18 protein-coding genes are annotated in these 22,874 nt (G+C 49.3%); 15 read left to right on the top strand and 3 right to left on the bottom strand.

Annotation, left to right across the window (positions count from 1 at the left end):
• Position 1 precedes the first annotated feature (1 nt).
• From BMW93_RS09985 to BMW93_RS09960, 6 genes are all read left to right on the top strand, one after another.
• Complete coding sequence (locus tag BMW93_RS09985) at positions 2-1,438, top strand: SusD/RagB family nutrient-binding outer membrane lipoprotein (RefSeq protein WP_090375049.1); 1,437 nt, start codon at positions 2-4, stop codon at positions 1,436-1,438.
• A 206-nt stretch (positions 1,439-1,644) separates the two neighbouring features.
• Positions 1,645-4,776, top strand: coding sequence for a SusC/RagA family TonB-linked outer membrane protein (locus BMW93_RS09980; RefSeq protein ID WP_090375048.1), 3,132 nt, complete (start codon positions 1,645-1,647; stop codon positions 4,774-4,776).
• 10 nt (positions 4,777-4,786) lie between these two features.
• Positions 4,787-6,361 (top strand): SusD/RagB family nutrient-binding outer membrane lipoprotein, encoded by a 1,575-nt coding sequence (locus BMW93_RS09975; protein WP_090375047.1) that lies wholly within the window; start codon positions 4,787-4,789, stop codon positions 6,359-6,361.
• Positions 6,362-6,369: 8 nt separating this feature from the next.
• Positions 6,370-7,341, top strand: a complete 972-nt coding sequence (locus BMW93_RS09970; RefSeq protein WP_090375046.1) for a DUF1735 domain-containing protein — start codon at positions 6,370-6,372, stop codon at positions 7,339-7,341.
• A 156-nt stretch (positions 7,342-7,497) separates the two neighbouring features.
• Positions 7,498-8,742, top strand: coding sequence for a pyridoxal phosphate-dependent aminotransferase (locus BMW93_RS09965; protein ID WP_090375045.1), 1,245 nt, complete (start codon positions 7,498-7,500; stop codon positions 8,740-8,742).
• A 45-nt stretch (positions 8,743-8,787) separates the two neighbouring features.
• Complete coding sequence (locus tag BMW93_RS09960; RefSeq protein WP_090375044.1) at positions 8,788-9,576, top strand: queuosine precursor transporter; 789 nt, start codon at positions 8,788-8,790, stop codon at positions 9,574-9,576.
• Positions 9,577-9,580: 4 nt separating this feature from the next.
• Here the strand turns inward: BMW93_RS09960 and BMW93_RS09955 are convergent, their stop codons facing one another.
• A complete protein-coding gene (locus BMW93_RS09955) occupies positions 9,581-10,342 on the bottom strand; it encodes an RNA methyltransferase (protein WP_090375043.1) in 762 nt (253 codons plus the stop codon).
• Between the two features lie 32 nt (positions 10,343-10,374).
• Here BMW93_RS09955 and BMW93_RS09950 point away from each other — a divergent pair, with 32 nt between their 5' ends.
• The 6 genes from BMW93_RS09950 (at position 10,375) to secG (ending at position 17,519) form a co-directional block, all read left to right on the top strand.
• Entirely contained in the window at positions 10,375-12,813 is a 2,439-nt protein-coding gene (locus tag BMW93_RS09950; protein ID WP_090375042.1) for a BamA/TamA family outer membrane protein, read from the top strand.
• Between the two features lie 93 nt (positions 12,814-12,906).
• Positions 12,907-14,376, top strand: a complete 1,470-nt coding sequence (miaB, locus tag BMW93_RS09945) for a tRNA (N6-isopentenyl adenosine(37)-C2)-methylthiotransferase MiaB (RefSeq protein ID WP_090375041.1) — start codon at positions 12,907-12,909, stop codon at positions 14,374-14,376.
• Between the two features lie 75 nt (positions 14,377-14,451).
• A complete protein-coding gene (locus BMW93_RS09940) occupies positions 14,452-15,747 on the top strand; it encodes a sigma-54-dependent Fis family transcriptional regulator (RefSeq protein WP_090375040.1) in 1,296 nt (431 codons plus the stop codon).
• Complete coding sequence (locus BMW93_RS09935; protein ID WP_229240311.1) at positions 15,737-16,258, top strand: LptE family protein; 522 nt, start codon at positions 15,737-15,739, stop codon at positions 16,256-16,258. The genes BMW93_RS09940 and BMW93_RS09935 overlap by 11 nt, the downstream gene beginning before the upstream one ends.
• 61 nt (positions 16,259-16,319) lie before the next feature.
• Complete coding sequence (locus tag BMW93_RS09930; protein WP_090375038.1) at positions 16,320-16,973, top strand: hypothetical protein; 654 nt, start codon at positions 16,320-16,322, stop codon at positions 16,971-16,973.
• Positions 16,974-17,108: 135 nt separating this feature from the next.
• Positions 17,109-17,519: a preprotein translocase subunit SecG gene (gene secG, locus BMW93_RS09925; protein WP_090375037.1), complete on the top strand. Its 411-nt coding sequence runs from the start codon at positions 17,109-17,111 to the stop codon at positions 17,517-17,519.
• A gap of 76 nt (positions 17,520-17,595) precedes the next feature.
• On the opposite strand, the gene BMW93_RS09920 is transcribed toward secG, so the two are convergent.
• On the bottom strand, positions 17,596-18,303 hold the full coding sequence (locus BMW93_RS09920; RefSeq protein WP_090375107.1) for a hypothetical protein: 708 nt from the start codon (positions 18,301-18,303) through the stop codon (positions 17,596-17,598).
• 227 nt (positions 18,304-18,530) lie between these two features.
• Here BMW93_RS09920 and groES point away from each other — a divergent pair, with 227 nt between their 5' ends.
• Both groES and groL read left to right on the top strand, forming a co-directional pair.
• Positions 18,531-18,827, top strand: coding sequence for a co-chaperone GroES (groES, locus tag BMW93_RS09915; RefSeq protein WP_019940524.1), 297 nt, complete (start codon positions 18,531-18,533; stop codon positions 18,825-18,827).
• Positions 18,828-18,881: 54 nt separating this feature from the next.
• On the top strand, positions 18,882-20,513 hold the full coding sequence (gene groL / locus BMW93_RS09910) for a chaperonin GroEL (protein ID WP_090375036.1): 1,632 nt from the start codon (positions 18,882-18,884) through the stop codon (positions 20,511-20,513).
• Positions 20,514-20,657: 144 nt separating this feature from the next.
• Here groL and BMW93_RS09905 read toward each other — a convergent pair whose 3' ends face one another.
• Positions 20,658-21,329: an ABC transporter ATP-binding protein gene (locus tag BMW93_RS09905; protein WP_090375035.1), complete on the bottom strand. Its 672-nt coding sequence runs from the start codon at positions 21,327-21,329 to the stop codon at positions 20,658-20,660.
• Between the two features lie 85 nt (positions 21,330-21,414).
• Here BMW93_RS09905 and sucC point away from each other — a divergent pair, with 85 nt between their 5' ends.
• Positions 21,415-22,638 carry an ADP-forming succinate--CoA ligase subunit beta gene (gene sucC / locus BMW93_RS09900; protein WP_090375034.1) on the top strand — a complete coding sequence of 408 codons (1,224 nt, stop codon included), beginning with the start codon at positions 21,415-21,417 and terminating at the stop codon, positions 22,636-22,638.
• Positions 22,639-22,874: the final 236 nt, after the last annotated feature.

Genomic DNA, 22,874 nt, shown 5'->3' with positions numbered 1-22,874 from the left:
TATGAAAAAACTAATTATTCTTTTCCTCCCGTTCCTGCTGCTGACAGCCTGCGTCGATAGCCTGGACGACTATAATGTGGATACCAAGCGTCCTTCGACGGCACCGCCTGTTACCCTGTTTTCCAATGCATTGAAAGGCCTGGCCGATACGCTCACCAGCCCGAACGTGAATGTGAACAACTACCGTTTGTACGTTCAGCAATGGACTACAACCACTTACCTGGACGAGCCCCGCTACAACGTTACTGCGCGTATCATTCCGGAGTCATTCTGGCGCGGACTTTACAAAGGTGTCATCTCGGATTTGAATGAATCGAGAAGAATTATCAATGAGGACCAATTCCTGTCTCAGCAAACCAAAGATGTACAGCTTGCACAGATCGAAGTGGTGGAAGTGCTGACCTGGGCTGCATTGGTCAATACTTTCGGTGATATCCCGTATTCGGAATCGATGAACCCCGAAAACCCGCTTCCAAAATACGATGATGCCAAAACGATATACGACGCGATCCTCGCCCGTCTGGACGCCGCGCTTCCAAAGCTGGAATCAGGCGGTACACCATTCGGTGGCGGCGACCTGCTCTACAAGGGCAACATCCCGCAGTGGGTTAAATTCGGTAACTCGGTCAAACTGAAACTGGCAATGATCATCGCCGACAGCGACCCTGCGAAAGCGAAGAAAATGGTGGCGGAAGCGGCCCCGAAGGTATTCACCAGCAATTCGGACAAAGCGGCATTCCCATATGTCGCGAGCCCGCCTAACAACAACCAGATCTCGCAGAACCTGAATGAGCTTTTCACGAGCCGTCAGGATTTCATCCCGGCAGCAACGATTGTGAACCCGATGAACGAGCTGAACGACCCGAGAAGAGAATTTTTCTTTACGAAGCTCGACGGCAAATATGTAGGTGGTCAGTACGGCTTCCTGAATACGTTTTCCAACTTCTCGCACGTAAGCGAGAAAATCATCGACCCGGCATTCGAAGCACTGTTTCTCGATTACTCGGAAGTTGAATTCCTGCTCGCAGAAGCTGTGGAAAGACAATTCATCACGGGTTCGGCTGCTGAGCATTACAACAAGGGCGTAACGGCCTCGATCACCTATTGGGGCGGAACTGCCGAACAAGCTGCGGCTTACCTGGCACAACCCAAAGTAGCTTACGCTACCGCCGGTGCGACCTGGAAAGAAAAAATCGGTTTCCAGAAATGGCTCGCGCTTTACAACAGAGGCTGGGAGTCATGGGTTGAATGGAGAAGACTCGATGCGCCTAAACTGTCTCCCCCATCAGGCGGAAACGTTCCGGCAGGTCTGGCGATCCCGGTACGTATGATCTACCCAATCATCGAGCAAACCCTCAATGGTGCCAACCGCAGTGCAGCGGCAGAAGCCATCGGCGGCGACCTCGCCACGACCAAATTGTGGTGGGATAAATTCTGATATTCGAATCAGCAACAATCAGAGAGGCGGGCTTCGGTCCGCCTCTCTTTTTTTGTAGTAATCACAATAAACTTTCTCCTAGTATGCCGATTAAAAACCCAACCCTGCCGGACACTGGTTACATACCCGATATACGGTTTTGATCATCGTAAATTCAGAGTCATAAGGTTTTCGAAAGCCCTTCCACCTACAAACCTGACTTTTGAATGAAATCAATTGTACTTTCAATTGCAGCTACATTGCTGCTATGCCCCTTTTATGCCCAGGCGCAGAGTCACGAAGTCACCGGAAAAGTCAAGTCTGCCGCCGACAGCTCGTGGCTTCCGGGTGTAACAGTCAGAATTGCCGGAAGCCAATCCGGCACGCTGACAGACGAAAACGGGGCTTTCAAAATTAATGCGCGGCAAGGTCAGACATTGCTCTTCTCATTTGTCGGGTTCCTTAACCAGAGCGTAAAAGTCACGTCTTCCAGCACCATCCGTGTGGATATGGAACTGGACGAGCTATCGTTGAATGAAGTGGTTATTACTGCGGGCGGACTTACCGCCCAGCGTCGCGAGCTTGGAAGCCAGGCCACCACACTGAAATCCCAGGAGCTCACACAGGGAAAACCGACAAGCGTCGCAGCCAGCCTGGCAGGCAAGGTGCCCGGGCTCCTCGTTATGGGTGTAAGTAGCGGTGTTAATCCCGCATTTCGGTTTGTACTTCGTGGAAACCGTTCTTTGACAGGCAATAATCAGGCGCTGGTGATCATCGACAACATGATCTCTACCAGCGATATTCTGGCGAATATGAACCCCGAGGACATCGACGACATCCAGGTGCTCAACGGAGCGGGAGCGGCCGCATTGTACGGGTCTGATGCTTCCAACGGGGCATTAATAGTTACTACGAAAAAAGGCAAATCCGGGAAAACCGAAGTGCGACTCGCACACACGGCCACACTCGAAAGCGTGAGCTTTCTTCCCCAGCTGCAATCCGGCTTTGGCTCGGGTACCACGCCCGATGACGTTCCTACCTATACTCCCTATGAAAACCAGCAATTCGGGCCAGCATTCGACGGCTCAATGGTGAAAATCGGCAAACCGCTTCAAGACGGATCTATTCAGACCATTCCCTATTCGGCCCGGAATTCGCGGAAAGATTTCTGGGAAACGGGACTGACGAATCAAACAGATTTGAGTGTTTCGTCCGGCGACGAAAAAGGCACTTATTACCTTTCCGCCCAATATACCAATCAGCATTCGACTGTACCTTATGAGGGGTTCAAGCGTTACAGCGTACGTGCGAATAGTACAAGGCATGTCTATAAAAATCTTACCGCCTCATTCAACACCAACTTTGTAGCTACCCGAAGCGATGTCAGCAGCGCGGCCGCATCGGCATATCAAAACTTGTTGATGTCCCCTTCACAAGTAGATGTAACTAAATACAAAGATTGGGAGACCAATCCTTTTGCGAACCCTAACGGTTATTTTAATGAATATGCGCCAAACCCCTACTTTGCATTGGCGAACAACCGGAACGTTTCCCGACAAGACTATTTTCAGGGCAATCTGGAATTAAAATGGAAAATCCTGAAACCCTTAACGATTACATACAGGTCAGGGATCACCACCAGGAATTTTACCAGTAAAAGCCGCAGCGGAAAGTTTACATACTCCGATTACACCAAAAGCATTTCAGGTAGTTCTAAAACCGATTTACCTGGCAATGTGGGGGATTTCAGCGGGTTCACCATGCAATTTGTCAACGATCTGATCAGCGAATTCAAAACACAACTGACACGAAATGTTAATTTCAGTTCGGCACTCGGAGTCACATTCAGGGAAAACAGCAGCAAAACCCTGTTTGCTCAGGCTAACGGACTTGTTCTCGGCGACCTTTACAACATCGGCAACAGTCTCTCGAACCCGATAGCGGGAGAAGAAAATTTTAAAGCGCGCCAGGCGGGCGCGTATGGAGAGGCTAGGTTAGGTTTCAAGGATTTTCTTTACCTGCATGTTACCGGCCGGAACGATTGGCGTTCCATCCTGTCGAAAACCAACAGGTCTTTCTTTTACCCGTCAGCGGACATTTCATTTATCGTAACAGACGCGATTCCTGCGCTCTCGCAATCCGGATTCCTGCAAACACTCAAACTAAGAGGGGGTTACTCGAAAGTAGGTCAGGTCAATCTCGGAAATATGTTCAACCTTGGCGCTTACGCACTGAACAGCACATTCTCCCAGGCATTTGGCTATCCCTATTCCAGCGGAGCTGGTTTTACGCTCAATGACAAAATGGTTGCCGCCGATATCAAGCCCGAAATGACGTTAGGCTCAGAAGCCGGTCTCGATTTTGAACTCGGCCCACTTTCCGTATCCGGCGGCGTGACTTTCTACAAAACCAATACGATGAATCAAACGATTTCCGTCATGGTGTCGACCGCGACAGGTTTCCAAAGTCTTACAACCAATGTGGGCGAGGTTGAAAACAAAGGAATTGAAAGTTACCTGCATATCACCCCCCTGAAACTGCCAAACGGCCTGGAAGTTTCACTTTCCGCGAATTATACATTCAATAGCAACAAGGTTCTGTCACTCTCCGAACAGGCGGATCAACTCACGCTCGCGAGCGAGGGTAGCACCGCACGCATCCTTGCGAAGGTGGGATCGCCATTTCCAATGCTACAAGTTACCCAATATAACCGTGATCCGCAGGGACGGATCATTGTCAATCCGATCACGGGATACCCGGCCACCGACGGCACCTTTCACAACGTGGGCATCACCAATCCGCCCCATATTTTGGGAGTAAATGGAACGATCAAGTTCAAGAAACTTCGTTTATACGCATTGTTCGAATACCGGAACGGGCATTACATCTACAACTCGATTTCCACCGGATACGACTTCTCCGGCGCAGGTGTACGAACCGCCTGGTATAATCGTGATCGGTTCGTAATACCAAACTCCTCGTACAAAAATGCAGAAGGCGAATACGTCGCCAACACAAATATTACCGTTCGCAGCGGTGGCGCCGATTTCTGGACCGACGCCACAAGAAACCGGGGAATTGGCGAAAATTATGCCAACTCGGCCGGGTTCTGGAAACTGCGGGAAGTATCGCTTCGATATGACCTTCCGGCCTCGATCTTATCGAAATCCAATTTTATTCACGGAATGACGCTGAGTGTTCAGGGTAGAAATCTGTTTATATGGGTTCCTAAATCAAACCTCTACACCGACCCCGAATACAGCCAGAACGGGGTTGAAAGTAACGCCGTCGGTTTCACGAATTTAGCACAAACGCCGCCCGCCAGATACTACGGAGCGACATTGTCATTCACCTTCTAATTCAGCACACATGAAATTCAAACTCAAATACTGGATATTGGGCGCTTTACTCCCGGCTTGTACTTCCTGCGATAGTTACCTCGACATTAATGAGAACCCGAATGCGGCCACGAGCGCTTCTGCATTATTAGTCCTGCCGCAAGCCATCACAGGATCTGCCGCAGTATCAAATGCCTACAATTCATATGGGGCACATTTCGGCGGATTTATCGCCAATGCGGGTGGCTTCTCCGGATTTGGAAACCTCTTTAACTACCAACTCGTCCCGGGAGACCATAATACGCTATGGATCAACACTTACGATAATTTACAAGATTACCAATATGTCATCGAGCAAACCAACGGAAACGACGAGCTAGCTTATGCAAATGCAGCAGCCAAGATCATGACTGCTCTTAACTACCAGAAGCTTGTAGACGCTTTCAATGACGTTCCCTATTCCGAAGCATTGAAAAGCAATGTGAATCTCACGCCAAAATATGACAATGCTGCTATCATTTACCAGGACCTGATCGCCAAACTGGATGAAGCAATCGGTATCATTAACAATGCCAAATTACCCAAAAGCCTGAATAGTTCGTCCGATCCACTGTTCAGCGGTAATATGAACAAATGGAAACAATTCGCCAATACACTTAAGCTGCGAATGCTGATCCGCGTTTCCGGTGTCGCCTCGCTTTCCGATTTTGCGCAAAAAGGCATTAAAAATATGGATATGATGATTGGGTTTCTTGCCGATGATGCCATTGTCAATCCCGGATATGCGAAGGACAAACCCAATCCGCTTTGGAACAGCTGGGCTTATTCGACAACGGGCACGCTTTCCAATTCATCCCGTACGGCCACGAAGTTCTCTTTCGGGTTTTACAAAGGGCAAAAGCTGACAGACAATGGTCGTGGAAGTTTGATCTATAAGAATTTTGAAACCAATACACCCGTCAATCAGCTAGGCAATGAGGTGGACGCGCCCACAGTCGTCACCAATTACTCCACCTGGTACACAGGCACGTTTGGCAGCGCTTCCAGTATTGCAAATTCTTTGGGCATTATGAAAGGGCCGTCACAAGGCCAACCGCTGATACTTGCCGCTGAATCGCATTTTCTGCAAGCAGAGGCACGTTTGAAGGGCTATCTCACGGGCGAATTCAAAGACAGCTTTAACGAAGGCATTACCGCTTCATTCAGGTATTTATATAAAGATGTTACCAATGCACTGCCTGCAACAAAAGACGTTGTGGCCGATGTAGCAACCTATAAAAAAGATAATCCCGATACTTATCTGGTAAATATAGAACTCGCAAAAACGCCCGCGGAGAAGCTGGAAGCTATTATCACTCAGAAATACATCGCACTAAACATGATCCATTCCGACGAGGCCTGGAACGAATTCAGAAGAACGACCTATCCCGCAACCGACCCCAAGGGCGACGCATACCATAATATTGCCTCATTGCTATCCAACTCTTCAAGAGCGGATAAGCTTCCTAGCCGGGTTCTGTATCCCTCGTCTGAACAGTCGTACAATGCTGCAAACTACAAAACCGTCAACCAGTTCACCGACCTTATTTTCTGGGACCCAAACTGATCATCCGTATGAAAACAGTAATGCAATGGCTCATGCTGATCCTCCTTTTCAGCACGCATATATCCTGCCTTAAAGACGAAATGACACTCGATCCCGAAAAGTCAGTCAACGTCATCGAATTCAAGAACCCGTCCAGCTTTGTATCGCCATCCGGAAGCAAATATGCCTTATACACGAAAGCTTTCGACCTGGCCGATGAGAATGAGTATCCGATTACAATCAGTTATTCCGGCGCGCAAGTAGCTCCTGAGGACATTACCGTGGTTTTGGGCATCGACACAGCAGCACTGAACCAGTACAATGCGGAGCAACATAAAGCATACAACCTTATCGATGCAAAACTTTACACATTGGTGCCGTCCGTTGTGATACCAAGAGGGCAAAGAACTGCGATCGCCAAGCTGAAATTTAAAAGTAATGCATTCGATTTCAGTAAAAAATATGTGCTTCCGGTTCAGATTCAGTCTGCTTCGACGGGTATTATCAGTGGCAACTTCGGAACAATCCTGTTGAACGTGAATGCGAAAAACAAATATGACGGCGTGTACAGTGCAACCGGCAGTATGTCTGACGCTACGAACGCCGCATTCACAGGCCTGTACACCGCAGGCAAGAAAACAGAATACACGCTTGAGACAATTTCGGCAACAGAATGCGTACTTACCGACCACATCAACTGGGGTGGTGCCGCGTATGTACCGTTCTGGACTGGAACAGGAATCAGCGGTTATGGGAGTTTTTCGCCCATCGTCGAATTCGATCCGGCAACGAACAAGATCATAAGCGTCAAGAATTTTTACGGTCAACCTGCCTCCAATACGCGTTCAGCACAGCTTAATCCGAAAGGAATTAATACCTACGACGCCGCTTCTAAAACCATTAAAGTCAGCTATTGGATGTTACAGCCCAGCGTAGTTACCGCTCCTCCGCACATCCGCACCACGTGGGAGGAAGAATGGAAATTCTTACGCTCAAGATAAATTACAAGTTTCCCAATAGTACATTTTCAGCCGCGCGAATCACGTGGCTGAACTTTTTTTTCGTGAAAAATCCACACAAAGCATTCAAAACAATGCCCTTGTATCGTACGTCATTCGATTTTCTTTAACTTTGAGGGTTATCCAACTCTTGAAAAAATGGAATTTCTAAAAAGCGACCGCCTGAATCATCTGAAATACGAGATCCGCGGTGCTACCTACCAAAAAGCGTTAGAGCTTGAAAGTCAGGGCTACAAAATCCATAACCTGAACATCGGTAACCCCGCACCGTTCGGTTTCGATTCGCCCGACGAGATCGTCCACGACATTATCATGAACATCCGCAATGCGCAAGGCTACTCGGATTCTCGTGGCTTGTTCGCGGCGCGCAAGGCGATCATGCACTACACACAAACAATTGGTATTCAAGATGTTGAAATCAATGATATTTTTATCGGAAATGGCGTCAGCGAGCTGATCCTGCTCTCGATGCAGGCATTGCTCAACCCCGGCGACGAAGTACTGGTACCCTCTCCCGACTATCCGCTCTGGACAGCGGCGATCTCGCTCAGCGGCGGCACGCCGGTACATTATGTGTGCGATGAAGAAGCTGATTGGAACCCCGATCTGGACGATCTCGAAAAGAAAATCACTTCACGTACCAAAGGGATTGTAATTATTAATCCCAACAACCCGACCGGCGCGGTTTACGATAAGGAAGTACTGGCACGCATCGCCCGCATTGCCGAAGAGCATGGACTGATCATCTTCTCGGACGAGATTTATGACAAGATCCTTTACGACGGAGCGGCGCATTATCCCATGGGCTCATTTGTCACCGACACCCTTTGCGTGTCTTACGGCGGGTTGTCGAAAAACTATCGCTCGGCCGGTTTCCGTGGTGGATGGATGATCCTCAGCGGCGCGAAACAGAAAGCCAAATCCTACGCGGAAGGCCTGCTCCTGCTCGCGAGCATGCGCTTGTGCGCGAACGTACCTACGCAATACGCGATCCAGACCGCATTGGGCGGTTACCAGAGTATCAAGGAGCATGTGGTACCGACGGGTCGGTTGTATAAGCAGATGAACCTTGTTTACGACAGACTGACGTCGATTCCCGGCATTACCTGCGTGAAACCGAAAGGCTCATTGTACGTTTTCCCTAAAATCGACCTGAAAAAATTCGGTTTCAAGGCGGACGACCAGTTTGTATACGAGCTGCTGGCAGACCAGAAAGTACTGGTGGTAGCCGGAACCGGATTCAACTATCATCTGGACCCGCATTTCCGGATTGTGTTCCTGCCTACCGTCGACGAGCTGAACCAGGCGATGGACAAGCTGGAATTCTTCCTGACCAATCGCCGCATTATGTCGACGCGGACAGTTGAAGATGTCATTGCCTGACGAAAATTTTAAACCTATACCTCCACTGAAAGTACCTATCGCCCGATGACCATACCCGACAGAACCATTCAGGAGGCCAAACGCCAACGGCTGTTCCTCCTCCTTTGCGGTATCTTTCTCACCAACGCGCTTATCGCGGAGATTATCGGCGGTAAAATATTTTCAGTGGAGACCCTTTTGGGCATCGCACCGGCCCAGTTACCGATCGGCGGCCAGAAGCTCGACTTCAATATGACGGCGGGGGTGATCAGTTGGCCCGTGGTGTTTATCACTTCCGACATTATTAATGAGTATTTCGGTCGCAAGGGCGTCAAAAGGATTTCCTATGTCACGTCGGCGCTGATCGTCTACACGTTTATGATCATCTACGTAGCCACCCAGCTTCCTCCCGCGCAGTTCTGGCTCGATCTCAATAATACCGACAGCCACGGTAACACATTCAATATCAACGACGCATTCTCCAAGATCTTCAACCAGGGACTGGGTATTATGATCGGGTCGATCACGGCCTTTTTGCTCGGTCAGTTGCTGGATATCCTCGTATTTTCGTGGCTCCGCAGAAAAACCGGTGGCCGGTACATCTGGCTCCGCGCAACAGGCTCGACCATGTTTTCACAGCTGATCGACAGCTTCGTAGTGATCGGGATTGCGTTTTATGTTTTCGGGAATTGGGATTTGAAACTCGTCTTTTCGGTGGGAACCATCAATTACCTGTATAAAGGCGTGGTCGCGATCCTGTTGACACCGCTTTTGTACATAGCCCATTATTTTATCGACAATTACCTCGGTAAGGAGTACGCGGAGGAGCTTTCGCATCACGCCGCGCACGAGTAGCGACTCAAAGCGGCACTTGCCTCCGCATATTATCCAGCATCACGGCGGTTGCAATACCGACATTGAGTGATTCGGCCTCTCCAAAGCGCGGTATCATGATTTTGTCGGTCACAAATTGGCCCACCTGCTCGCTGATACCGTTGGATTCGTTGCCCATTACAATAATGCCGCCATGCTGAGGGTATTCGAATTCGTACAGTGAACTACCTCCCAGGAATGCACCTATCACTTGTTGCCGTATGCCCTTTATTTGTTCAAAATATTGGATCAAATCGGTGTAGTAGAGATTTACACGCGTAAAAGAGCCTTTGGCGGCGGCGATGACTTTGGGATTGTAAATGTCGGTCGTATCGCGGGAACATACGATTTTGGTAATGCCATACCAGTCGGCAACGCGGATAATGGTGCCCAGGTTACCCGGGTCGCGCACGTCGTCGAGCATAAGCATATATTCACGCGGTGCGGGAGACAAGAACGCATTTTCCTTCGTTTTAGCGACAGCGAGGCATGAATCATTGGTCTGAAACGATCCCAGCCCTTCCAGCTCCTGCGCAGTAACCGTTTCGAGGGCCGGGTTATGGCGGGTTAAAATACTTGAGTATTTTTGCTGAAATTCCTTTGTTACCAGTACAAACTCAATTTCAAAGTCAGAATCCAGCAATTCCAGTACACTTTTGGCACCCTCCACCACGAAAGCCTCGTGAAGCTGCCGGTACTTCTTGATTTTAAGAGAGTTAATATACTTGATACGATTTTTTGACAACATTGAATATTAATTGTAGGACAATATACGGCTGGTTGATTTTCCTGGTTCTCACGGGACTGTTTTCCTGCGCACCCAAACCCACTTCCAAAGGCTATTTACTCGGCAACTCTTCCATCAAGGGAAATCGTGTGATCAGCGATTCGGAACTGGAAGCATTGATCCCGCAGAAACCCAACCGGCGGCTGCTAGGCTTCCCAATCTTCCCTTATGTCGGCCTTTACCGCTTCGGCGAGCTGTTTTACAATCGCGAGGAAAAGCAGCGCAAGGTGATCGAGGTGACGCAAAATTACCAGAAAGAATCCCAGGAACACACAGATTCTCCCCGAAAGCTTGAAAGAATCAACACCAGGTATGCCAAAAAGCTGGAAAAAGCACAGCTGCGCGCTACGCAGGGAAACTTCTGGATGCGGGTACTGGGCGAAGCACCGGTATATTACAGTCAGGCAGATGTGGTGCAGAATGCAGAGAAAATGCAGAAGTACCTGTATAACAACGGCTTTTTCGATGCAAAAGTAGCGTTCGACCCTGACACGATTTTCAAAAGGATCCGCGTGAATTACCTTGTGACGGAGAATAGGGCGACAATGATCCGCGACATCCACTACCAGATCAGTGACGGACTGGCCGACAGTCTCATCAAAGTCGATTCGAAAAACGCCGCATTAACACCCCGCAAGCGCTACGATGGCGACGCATTCGAGGAAGAACGCGTACGCATCGAAACACTGCTCCGGAATGAGGGTTACATGGGCTTTTCGCGCCAGAATATCAGTTACATTGTGAACGATACGATCACGAACCGGCCTACCGATAGTCTTTTCAAATCCGTGGACGTGCGGGTCAAAGTGGATATGCCAACACCGGCCAACAAGCGCTATTCCGTTAATTCGGTCAATTTTGAAGTACTCCCGCCGTCCGGTGTGCCGGATTCGATTTTCCGGAAGGATACCAGCGTCTTCGAAGGCATTAAATATGTGTTTTCGGATAAAAAATTCTCCCGGAAAGTGCTCGATTCCAAAATGCAGGTTCGTCCCCAAACCTGGTACAGCCAGAAAAAAGAACGCGACACCCAGCAGCAATTATCGCTCACCGACCAGTTCCGTTTCGTCAATTACAACTACACCCTTGACTCGACCGGGCGGGGTATTAACAGTTATTTCAAAGCAATACCATTAGATAAATACCAGATTTCGACCGACCTCGGCCTCAATGTAATCCAGCTGCAAGGTACACCCGGCCCATTTGCCAACTTGTCGTACAAGATCCGGAATGTGTTCAATGGCATGGAAAACTTTGAAACCAATATCCGGGGTGGAATCGAGCTCGTGCCGAATTTTGTGGGAAACAGGGAGATTTACAAGAGCGAGGAAATCGGTATAACCGCTTCGCTGACATTCCCCAGGTTGCTTACGCCGAAAAGTTTGTTTAAAAGGCAGACGGCCAACAATAACCCCCGGACGCAGCTAAGCCTGGGGTACAACTACGTAAACCGGCCCGAATACACACGTACCAACATCAAAATCAACACGAACTATTCCTGGCAACCTACTCCCCGGACGCTTTTCAACGTATCGCTCGTCGATCTGAACATCCTGAACACGACTTACATCCGCGACGATTTCCAGGAGCTCCTCGATACGCTCGTCTTGCAGGGCAATAATCTTTTGTACAGCTTCAACCGGTCGTTCGTATCGGATCTGAACGCAAGTTTTGTTTACAACACCAACTCTCTCGCAGGCCCGCAAAAAAAAGCGCAGTACTTCCGCATCGCAGTGGAATCGGGTGGAACGAGCCTGAATTTTCTCCCCAGGCAGCAAGACGTGATCCGGGGTATTCTGGGCAAGGACAAGAATTCCGGGGAAGAAGTACAGTTTTACAAATACATCCGCTGGAATGCCGATTACCGGCGCTACTGGCCGTCGGGAAGGAAATCGGCCCTCGTCGCACGTGTGAATACGGGCGCCATTTACAGTTACGGTGATAACAAAGTACCTCCGTACGAAAAGTATTTCTTCGCGGGAGGTTCCAATAGCGTGCGCGCATGGCTGCCCCGGCGGTTGGGGCCGGGCTCCGCCAAACCTGTCACCTATAATAATCTGTCTATTGAATCCCCGGGTGAATTTCTCCTCGAAGGAAACCTCGAATGGCGGGGCTTCCTGGCCAAATTTTTCGGTGATATTAACTATGCATTGTTCATAGACGCTGGAAATGTCTGGCGATTGGGCGATAATGCTACGTCTGACGACCAGAAGTTCAAGGCAGACAAACTCCTCCGCGAGATGGCTGTCGGTACCGGTTTCGGAATTCGCTATGACCTTTCGTTCTTCATCCTGCGCTTCGATTTCGGGGTGAAAGTGTATGATCCTGCATTGGAGCGCTTTGTGCTCGACGAGTTGAGATTAAAACACCTTTTCCGGCGCACGGAGGCCAATTCGTTGAATATCAACCTCGGTGTAGGCTACCCGTTCTGATCGTCATCCCGCCGTCGCGGACATATGACAGTTTGTCAGTTTTCTTCCAAATTTTCCTATCTTTGCGCTTTGAGCGTTTAAGAATTCCTTCTCATGGAGCATAGAATTGCAGATTCACTAAAAATATTGACAGAGGCGGACAAGGAAGCCTGTGAAACAGTGCGGGTTTCGGAAAACGAACCGATTTCAGGAAAGAAAAGGCTGTTTATCGAAAGCTATGGCTGCCAGATGAACTTCTCCGACAGCGAGATCGTAGCCTCGGTGATGCGCGAAGCCGGTTTTGCGACGACCTCCGACGTCAATAATGCAGATCTGATATTTCTGAACACCTGCTCCATCCGCGACAATGCGGAGCAAAAGGTAAGGAACCGGCTTAAACATCTCAATTTCATCAAGAAGAACAGGCCGGGAACACTCATCGGGGTGCTCGGTTGTATGGCTGAGCGTCTTAAAACGAAGTTTCTGGAAGAGGAAAAGATGGTTGACATCGTGACCGGACCCGATGCCTACCGCGATCTTCCGCGACTGGTAGAAGAAGCGGGAACAGGACAGAAAGGTGTGAACGTGTTCCTTTCCCGCGAAGAAACTTATGCCGACATCTCCCCTATCAGGTTGAATTCCAATGGCGTATCCGCATTCGTTTCGATCATGCGGGGTTGCGACAATATGTGCAGCTTCTGCGTGGTACCGTTCACACGGGGCCGCGAGCGCAGTCGCGATCCATATTCGATCGTCAAAGAAGCCGGCGATCTTTTCAACGACGGTTACCGCGAAGTAACACTGCTCGGGCAGAATGTGGACAGCTATAAATGGACGCCCGGCGGTGATCCGGCCAATGAAGTTTCGGGGCAAGGTCTGGTAAACTTCGCGAACCTGCTCGAAATGGTGGCCAAAGTCAGCCCGGAGTTACGTGTCCGTTTCAGCACTTCCCATCCCAAAGACATTACCGACGAGGTGTTGCATACCATTAAAAAGTACGACAACATCTGCAATCACATACATTTACCGGCCCAGAGCGGCAATACCCGCGTGCTGGAAATCATGAACCGGACCTATACCCGCGAGTGGTACATCGACCGCATCGACGCGATCCGGCGGATACTGGGCGAAGATTGCGGCGTCTCGCATGATATGATTGCCGGTTTCTGCACCGAAACCGAAGAAGAACACCGCGACTCGATGTCGCTGATGGAATATGCCCGATTCGATTTCGGCTATATGTTTACCTATTCCGAACGCCCAGGCACCCTTGCGGCGAAGAAATTTGCAGACGACGTTCCGGAAGACGTCAAGAAAAGAAGACTCGCGGAGATTATCGAAACACAACGGCGCATTTCGCTCGAACGTAACCAGCGACTGCTCGGTACCGTTCAGAAAGTGCTGATCGAAGGCCCCTCCAAAAAATCGGATGAGGACTTCAGTGGACGGAGCGACCAAAACAAGATGGTCGTATTTCCACGCGAAAATCATAAAAAAGGACAATATGTTGACGTGCTCATTACCGACTGCAACGCCGCTACCCTGCTCGGACGCGTGTTGCAGCACGAGCCGGTTCTGGGTTAATGCATTATCCTGCCTTTAAACCCGTTTTGACAATTAACTAAGGCTTTCGGCCAGCCGGAAGCCCTCAGATATTTCATGGATTCATCGGAAATACAAGCTATAAAAAACCGCTTCGGGATCATCGGCAATTCGTCGGGCCTGAACCACGCGATCAATGTGGCCGTGCAAGTCGCGGCGACCGACCTGACGGTTTTGATCACCGGTGAAAGCGGTAGTGGTAAAGAATCATTTTCTAAAATCATCCATAGCATAAGCGCCCGCAAACATGGGCCGTTTATCGCTATCAACTGCGGCGCGATCCCGGAAGGCACCATCGATTCGGAGCTGTTTGGTCATGAGAAAGGTGCATTTACCGGCGCATTGGATGCCCGGAAAGGCTATTTCGAAACGACTAACAGTGGGACAATTTTCCTGGATGAGGTGGGAGAAATGCCGCTTGGAACGCAAGCGAGGTTGCTCCGCGTCCTGGAAAACGGGGAATATATCCGTGTAGGTTCGTCCAAAGTTTTAAAGACAAATGTCCGTGTCGTAGCTGCAACGAATGTCAATCTGCTCGACGCGGTAAATCATGGCAAGTTCCGGGAAGATTTGTATTACCGGTTAAATACAGTCCCCATTTACGTCCCTCCGTTGCGCGACCGGGGCGAAGATATCCTGCTGCTTTTCAGGAAGTTTACCAATGACTTCTCCGAGCGGTACCGCACCAAACCGGTAAGGCTCGATAGCGAAGCACGTGACCTTTTGGTACAATATACATTCCCGGGTAATATCCGTCAGCTTAAAAACATTGCGGAACAGATTACGATCCTGGAAACCGACAAGGAACTGCCGATCAGCATTGAAACGCTCAACCACTACCTGAACCCCGTGCAGCCTTCGAGCCGGAAGGCCTTGGTACCGTTGCGTTCGGGTGATGACAATGGCACTTCGTTTTCCGAAAGGGAGCTTTTGTATAAAGTACTTTTCGATATGCGGCGTGATATGACGGAACTGAAAAAACTCGTCAGAAATGTCCTTGAAAACGAAAAGTATGGCGGCGATATCCTGAAAGATCATCAGGAGCTGTTCAGCTCGCTGAACAATTCGGAGCCGATCATTACCACTCCGACTATCGAACCGGCGCGCCTGCTCACACCCCCTCAACCCCGGACCGTGGACCTCGATCGCTATTCCGACGAGCGCGACGAAATTGAAGACGTTACGCACGTGACGGCCGAGGAAGAATCGCTTTCGCTGGAAGATAAGGAGAAGGAAATGATCATCAAGGCACTCCGCAAGAACAACAACAAGCGAAAATACGCCGCCAATGCATTGGGCATTTCCGAGCGCACGTTATACAGGAAGATCAAACAATACGACATTGAAGAATAATAGCAGCGCCCGGGTTATGTGGGCATTCCTGATACTGATTTGCCCGGTTTTTATGTCGGGTTGCGGGGTGTATTCATTTACAGGGACCAATCTTTCTCCCGATATCAAGACATTCAGCGTGCTCAACTTTACGACGGGCACCGCCGGCGGGCCGAGTGACCTGCCACAACGCCTTACCGAGGATTTGAAAGAATATTTTCAGAGAAATACCAGCCTCGTAAGCCAGCCAGGCGGTGGCGACCTGGTGCTTGAAGGTTCCATTACCGGCTATGACGTAACACCCGCGGCACCAACCGCGAATGACCAGGCGGGTCTGAACCGTTTGAATGTGACCGTACAAGTGCGTTACACCAATGCAAAGGACGAGACCAAAAATTTCGACCAGTCGTTCACCTACTACGCAGATTTCCCTCAGGATCAAACGCTTAACCAGAACGAAGCGCGATTACTACCCACCATTCGCGAAAACCTTGTGCAGCAGATATTTAATAAATCCGCCGCCGACTGGTAGGAAAAGCCTTGCCCGAACTTTCAATTTCAACAACCTAATTTTTCTCAATACAACCCGGAATATGGCGCTCATCGATAAGGAAACATTTGATCAGCTGGTGAAGAACCCCGGCCTGATTACCGCAGATGTGATCCCGCAGCTGGAAGCCACGATCAAGGCGTTTCCGTACTGCCAGATCCCCTATTCGATGCTCGCCAAGGCATCGAGCCTCGCCGGTACCGAAAAGCTGGAAGAAACCCGTCCGCGCGCAGCCGCCTACGCACTCAGCCGTGTGGCATTGCAGCAACTGGTGGAAAGCGACAACGAGCGTTACGACGCTACGGTGGACGTGGACGACATTCTCGAACCCCAACTCACGCCGGAGCCACTTGACAGCGACGACATCCTGATCAGCACCGTCGAGCAACAGGCTTCCGCTGAATTGCAGCGCACCGAAGAGCAGCGCCGCCAGCAGCAGATCATCCAGGGTTTTATGAAAAAGAACCCGCGCATTGCACGCCAGGACAACAATCTGGAACCTGTGAGCGTAGACCTGAGCAGCCGGTTGGCGGGCAACACGGAAGGCGGGATTGAGACAGAAGCATTTGCCAATATCCTCATCCGGCAGGGCAAAATTGAAAAGGCGATAGACGTCTATCAAAAATTGATTTTGAAAAAACCGGAAAAAAGGAATTACTTTGCGAAAAAATTGAGCGAGCTGTACGCGAGGTCGTAATGGTTCCGGAGTCCAAAAAGTCAAGGGGTCAGGAGGTCAAGGAGTCGGGTCGGTTCAGTTTTTTCACACTCACACATCGCGCCGGCGGACCCGGTCAATCATTCAGTCATTCAATCATTCAAAATTGTTTAAAAAATGTATTTGGGTTTAATTATTCTGGTTGCTATTGTTGCAGTATTGTTGATTTTGGTCGTGCTCGTCCAAAATTCAAAAGGTGGAGGGCTTTCAAGCGAGTTTAGCGGCGCAGGAACTACCCAAATGTTTGGTGTTAAAAAGACTACCGACCTTCTCGAACAGATTACGTGGGGTCTGGCAAGCGCGGTGATCATCATTTCACTGGCTTCCTATATTATGGTGGGCGGCGACAATACCGGTGCCGGCATCAACAGCGTGAACGTGGAAAGAGCCCAGAATGCAGTAGTACCAGGCGGCAAAATCGCTCCTGCCCCTGCTGCACAGGAAGGCGCTGCACCTGCCACAGGCGAGGCTGCTCCTGCGGGAACAACAACACCGGCTGCTACACCTGCCGACACTGCGAAGAAATAACTGAGGCGTTAGCCAAAAAGAAAAATCCTGCGACGAAATCGCAGGATTTTTTTATGCCCATAATTTAAAACCATATCTAAGCTACATTGATCTCCCGCAACATCAGCCGCTCCGCCACCGGCAACAGCGTTTCGTGCAAAGGATATTCATACTTAGATTCTACAACATACGTCGCCGGGTTAGGCATTTCCCGGTTCCGTCTGGTGAGATCGATTTTGAGTTGCGAGATCGTATTCCCGATGCCAATGCGCACCGTATCCACGTAAACGGTTTTCAGGTACCGCTCCTTCAATGCATTGTACAATGCGAGCTGGTATTGAAAAATGCTCACCAACGGCTGGAATGTGTGCAAAAACAGCAGGTAGCCTTCCTGTAAATGCAACGGCACAATGCCCACCGGTGAAACCCGGACATTCTCCTCCACTTCTGAAAAACGTTCCGAGCCCTCTTCAATCGATTTCGAAAAACGGGGGATCGCAAAATCGAGAATGTAGTTCAGATCGGACATGAACGGATCGTCCTGGTGCTTTTCTTCGTACTGCAACTGCCAGGTTTTGACGTCAATTCCTGTCAGATTTTTGGGTAAACCCGTCCTGATCCTGCTTTTATTATTCTGAATGCTGACACAGGTGTCGAGGTGCAGTTTCAATTCTGGCAGACAAGGGTGTAATCGGTTGTGTGTGAACTGGTCCCGGACGTGCTGAAAGTAAGCCATCAGCACATATTTTTTGTATTCGTAATCAAAAATTCCTTCGGTAAGCCAGTTTTTATCGAGCTCTGACATAGGGTTTTTAATTTGGTGCCGATAAAATTTAATGAATTCCTTCACTGAAAGCAAGATTTCAGCATTCCTGACACGCAAATGACATTATAGTACTATAACGCCACGCGAGAATACAAATTTGTCACACTGGCCGGAAAAAATGTCAGAGCCAAGCGGCTGGCACAGATTGTGCTATCGGGATGGGAGTCTAATCATTACTGACAATTAAAAATAAACGTTTAATATTTATGTCAACTTTAGCAGAAATACAAGTGAATGTACAACCGCTAGCTGACCGTGTTCTGATCGAACCTGCCCCAGCCGAAGAAAAAACAGCATTTGGTATCATTATCCCTGATACTGCAAAGGAAAAGCCACAACGCGGAACCGTATTGGCAGTAGGCCCCGGTAAAAAAGACGAGCCTCTTACAGTAAAAGTTGGAGATACCGTATTGTACGGTAAGTACTCAGGCACTGAATTGGCATACGAAGGAAAAGACGTCCTGATTATGCGTGAGTCGGATATCTACGCTATCATCGGATAATCCAAAGTACTCAGGTTCAATAGTTTCTCTTAAAGTTTTTCAAATTAAAAAGTTATGTCTAAGAAAATATTTTTTGACACAGAAGCACGCGACAAAATCAAACGCGGTGTGGACACCCTGGCTGACGCCGTTAAAGTTACATTGGGACCTCGCGGTCGTAACGTGGTAATCGACAAGAAATTCGGTTCTCCAAGCATCACTAAGGATGGTGTTACTGTTGCCAAAGAAATCGACCTGAAAGATCCTATCGAAAACATGGGAGCTCAGTTGGTGAAAGAAGTAGCTTCCAAAACTGCTGATTCGGCAGGTGATGGTACTACAACTGCTACCGTATTGGCACAGGCGATCTACTCGATCGGTGTGAAAAACGTAGCGGCCGGCGCTAACCCAATGGACCTGAAACGCGGTATCGACAAAGCGGTTTCAGTGATCACAAAGGATCTGGAAGCTCAGAAAAAAAATATCTCTACTTCAAAAGAAATCGCTCAGGTTGCGACTATCTCTGCAAACCATGACGAGGAGATCGGTAACATGATCGCCGAAGCGATGGAAAAAGTAGGTAAAGAAGGTGTTATCACCGTTGAAGAGGCTCGCGGAACCGAAACAGAAGTTAAAACTGTGGAAGGTATGCAGTTCGACCGTGGTTACCTGTCTCCATACTTCGTAACCAACACCGAGAAAATGGAAGCTGAATTGGAGCGTCCATTCATTCTTATCTCTGAGAAGAAAGTTTCTTCAATGAAAGAACTTCTTCCTGTGTTGGAAGCAGTTGCTCAAACCGGCCGTCCTTTGCTTATCCTTGCGGAAGACGTTGACGGAGAAGCGCTCGCTACATTGGTAGTTAACAAAATCCGTGGTGCATTGAAAGTAGCGGCTGTTAAAGCTCCTGGTTTCGGTGACCGTCGTAAGGCAATGCTGGAAGACATCGCGAAAGTTACAGGCGGAACTGTGATCAGCGAAGAACAAGGTTACAAATTGGAAAACGCCACTTTGGATTACCTTGGAACAGCAGAAAAAGTGATTATCGACAAGGATAACACAACGATCGTTAACGGAAACGGCGCGCCTGAAGAAATCGCAGGACGTGTAAATCAAATCAAATCGCAGATCGAAAACACAACATCTGACTACGATCGCGAAAAACTTCAGGAGCGTCTGGCGAAACTGTCAGGTGGTGTAGCTATCCTTTACATCGGTGCTGCAACTGAGGTTGAAATGAAAGAGAAAAAAGACCGCGTTGATGACGCCCTTCACGCAACACGTGCTGCGGTAGAAGAAGGTATCGTTGCAGGTGGTGGTGTAGCGTTCATCCGCGCAACTGCTGCTCTGGCTGACCTGAAAGGTAATAACGAAGACGAAACAACCGGTATCAATATTATCCGCGTTGCATTGGAAGCTCCATTGAGAACGATCGTATCCAACTCTGGCCAGGAGCCATCTGTTGTGGTTCAGAAAGTGAAAGAAGGAACCGGCGCTTACGGTTACAATGCGAAAGACAATACCTACCAGGATTTGTTGGAAGCAGGTATCATCGATCCTAAGAAAGTATCTCGTCTGGCTCTTGAAAACGCAGCATCTATCGCTGGTCTGTTGTTGACAACAGAATGCGTGATCGCTGACGAACCGGAAGAAGCTCCTGCGGGCGGTGGCCACAGCCACGGCGGCGGTATGGGCGGCATGATGTAATCAAGCCTCCGTTCTTCGGAACATATAAAAACCGGCTGCCAGTTTCCTGGCAGCCGGTTTTTTGTTTGGCCGCAGCGCGGCCCCTGTTTCTAGAATGGGATGATAGTAGATCGTGTCGTCTCCGTCGGGAGACTCCTATCGGAGTCAAACCGAATGCTGTACCATTAACCCATCCTGCATCACTAACCTCCTATCCGCCATTTCGGCCAATTCTTCATTGTGCGTGACGATAATGAACGTCTGCCCCGTCTCCTCCCGTAGCTTGAAAAACAACTGATGCAAATCCAATGCATTATGTGAATCCAAATTCCCGCTCGGTTCGTCGGCTAATACAATAGCCGGACGGTTCAATAATGCGCGGGCAACGGCTACGCGCTGCTGCTCACCGCCTGATAACTGCGACGGCAAATGATCCATGCGACCGCTAAGTCCAAGCAGTTCCAGCAATTCCTTCGCTCGTGCCTGAATGTCCTTTTCATTGGCATTTCCATTGATATAACCGGGCATGCACACGTTTTCCAACGCGGTGAATTCCGCCAGAAGGTTATGGAACTGAAAAATGAAGCCGATCTTCTCGTTGCGGAAGCGTGCAAGGTCTTTGTCCTTCTGTTTGAATACGTTTTCACCCTCGATAAACACCTCGCCCTGCTCCGGCCGGTCTAGCGTTCCGAGGATGTGGAGAAAGGTACTTTTCCCCGCTCCCGACGGCCCGACGATGGCTACTACTTCCCCCTTTTTTACTTCGAGATCAATGCCTTTTAAAACCTGCAATGAACCGTAAGTACGCCTGATCCCGCTCGCCCGAAGTAGCTCCATAATGAAAAGATAATTGCGTCTAAAACACGCCCGTTTTGATTAATTCCTTAATTTGCCGTGAAAATACCAATTTACTTTTATACTCATGAATATTCACGAATATCAAGGCAAAAGCGTTCTTAAAAAATACGGTGTGCGTATTCAGGAAGGCCTCGTAGCCGACACTCCGGATAAAGCTGTGGAGGTTGCACGTGAGCTGAGCCAGCAGACAGGCACCAAGTGGTATGTTGTAAAATCCCAGATTCACGCAGGTGGTCGCGGTAAAGGTCGCATCGTCGGCAGCGAGCAACGCGGTGTGGCATTGGCTAAGTCGGTTGAAGATGTCAGGACCATCTCCAACAACATCCTGGGCAAAGTATTGGTAACGCACCAGACCGGTGCAGAAGGCAAGCGAGTAAACAAAGTCCTGATTGCAGAAGACGTATACTATCCAGGCCCAAGCGAGCCGAAAGAATATTACCTGTCGATCCTGCTGGATCGCGGCAGAAACTGCAACGTGATCATGGCCAGCACCGAAGGCGGTATGGACATTGAAGAAGTGGCAGAACATACTCCTGAAAAAATCATGAAGGAATGGATCGATCCCAAAGTTGGATTGCAGCCATTCCAGGCACGTAAAGTAGCTTTCGCCCTCGGTTTGGAAGGCGACGCATTCAAGGAAATGGTGAAATTCATCTCTTCCCTTTACAAAGCTTACGTAGAAAGCGATTCGTCGATGTTCGAAATCAACCCGGTTTTGAAAACATCCGACAATAAAATCCTTGCCGTAGACGCCAAGGTTGACCTGGACGACAATGCATTGTACCGTCATCCTGAATTGGCTGAAATGCGCGATACCAACGAAGAAGATCCATTGGAAGTAGAAGCAGGTGCCAATAACCTGAATTACGTGAAACTGGACGGAAACGTAGGTTGTATGGTAAACGGAGCCGGACTGGCGATGGCTACCATGGACTTGATCAAACTTTCGGGCGGTGAGCCTGCCAACTTCCTCGACGTTGGGGGTGGCGCGAACGCACGTACGGTAGAAGCAGGTTTCCGTATCATCCTCAAAGACCCGAACGTAAAAGCGATCCTGATCAACATTTTCGGCGGTATCGTTCGTTGCGACCGTGTTGCCGCAGGTGTTGTGGAAGCTTACAAAGCGATCGGCGAGATTCCGGTGCCTATCATCGTTCGTCTGCAAGGAACCAATGCCGAAGAAGGTGCACGCATTATCAACGAATCCGGTCTGAAAGTGTATTCAGCGATCGAATTCAAAGAAGCTGCTGCAAAGGTTTCCGAAGTACTGGCTGAACTGGGTGTTTAAGGAAACAGAAGCCTTAGGGCTAATATAAATGCCACAATATTGATGTCCCCCTGACCGGTCCGTTCAGGGGGACATTCGTTTTAACTACCCACTTCCGATCGAAATTCTCTCGCGGCTGCACCTACAATTCTTGCGGTGCGATGCGTCTACAATTCTTGCGGTGCGCTGCACCTTGGCGGATTTTAATGCGCCATATTCAATTCTACAATTCTTGCGGTGCGATGCACTACAATTCT

This window comes from Dyadobacter sp. SG02 (genome assembly GCF_900109045.1).
GTDB lineage: Bacteria > Bacteroidota > Bacteroidia > Cytophagales > Spirosomataceae > Dyadobacter.
This window is presented reverse-complemented; position numbering and strand designations above follow the sequence as displayed.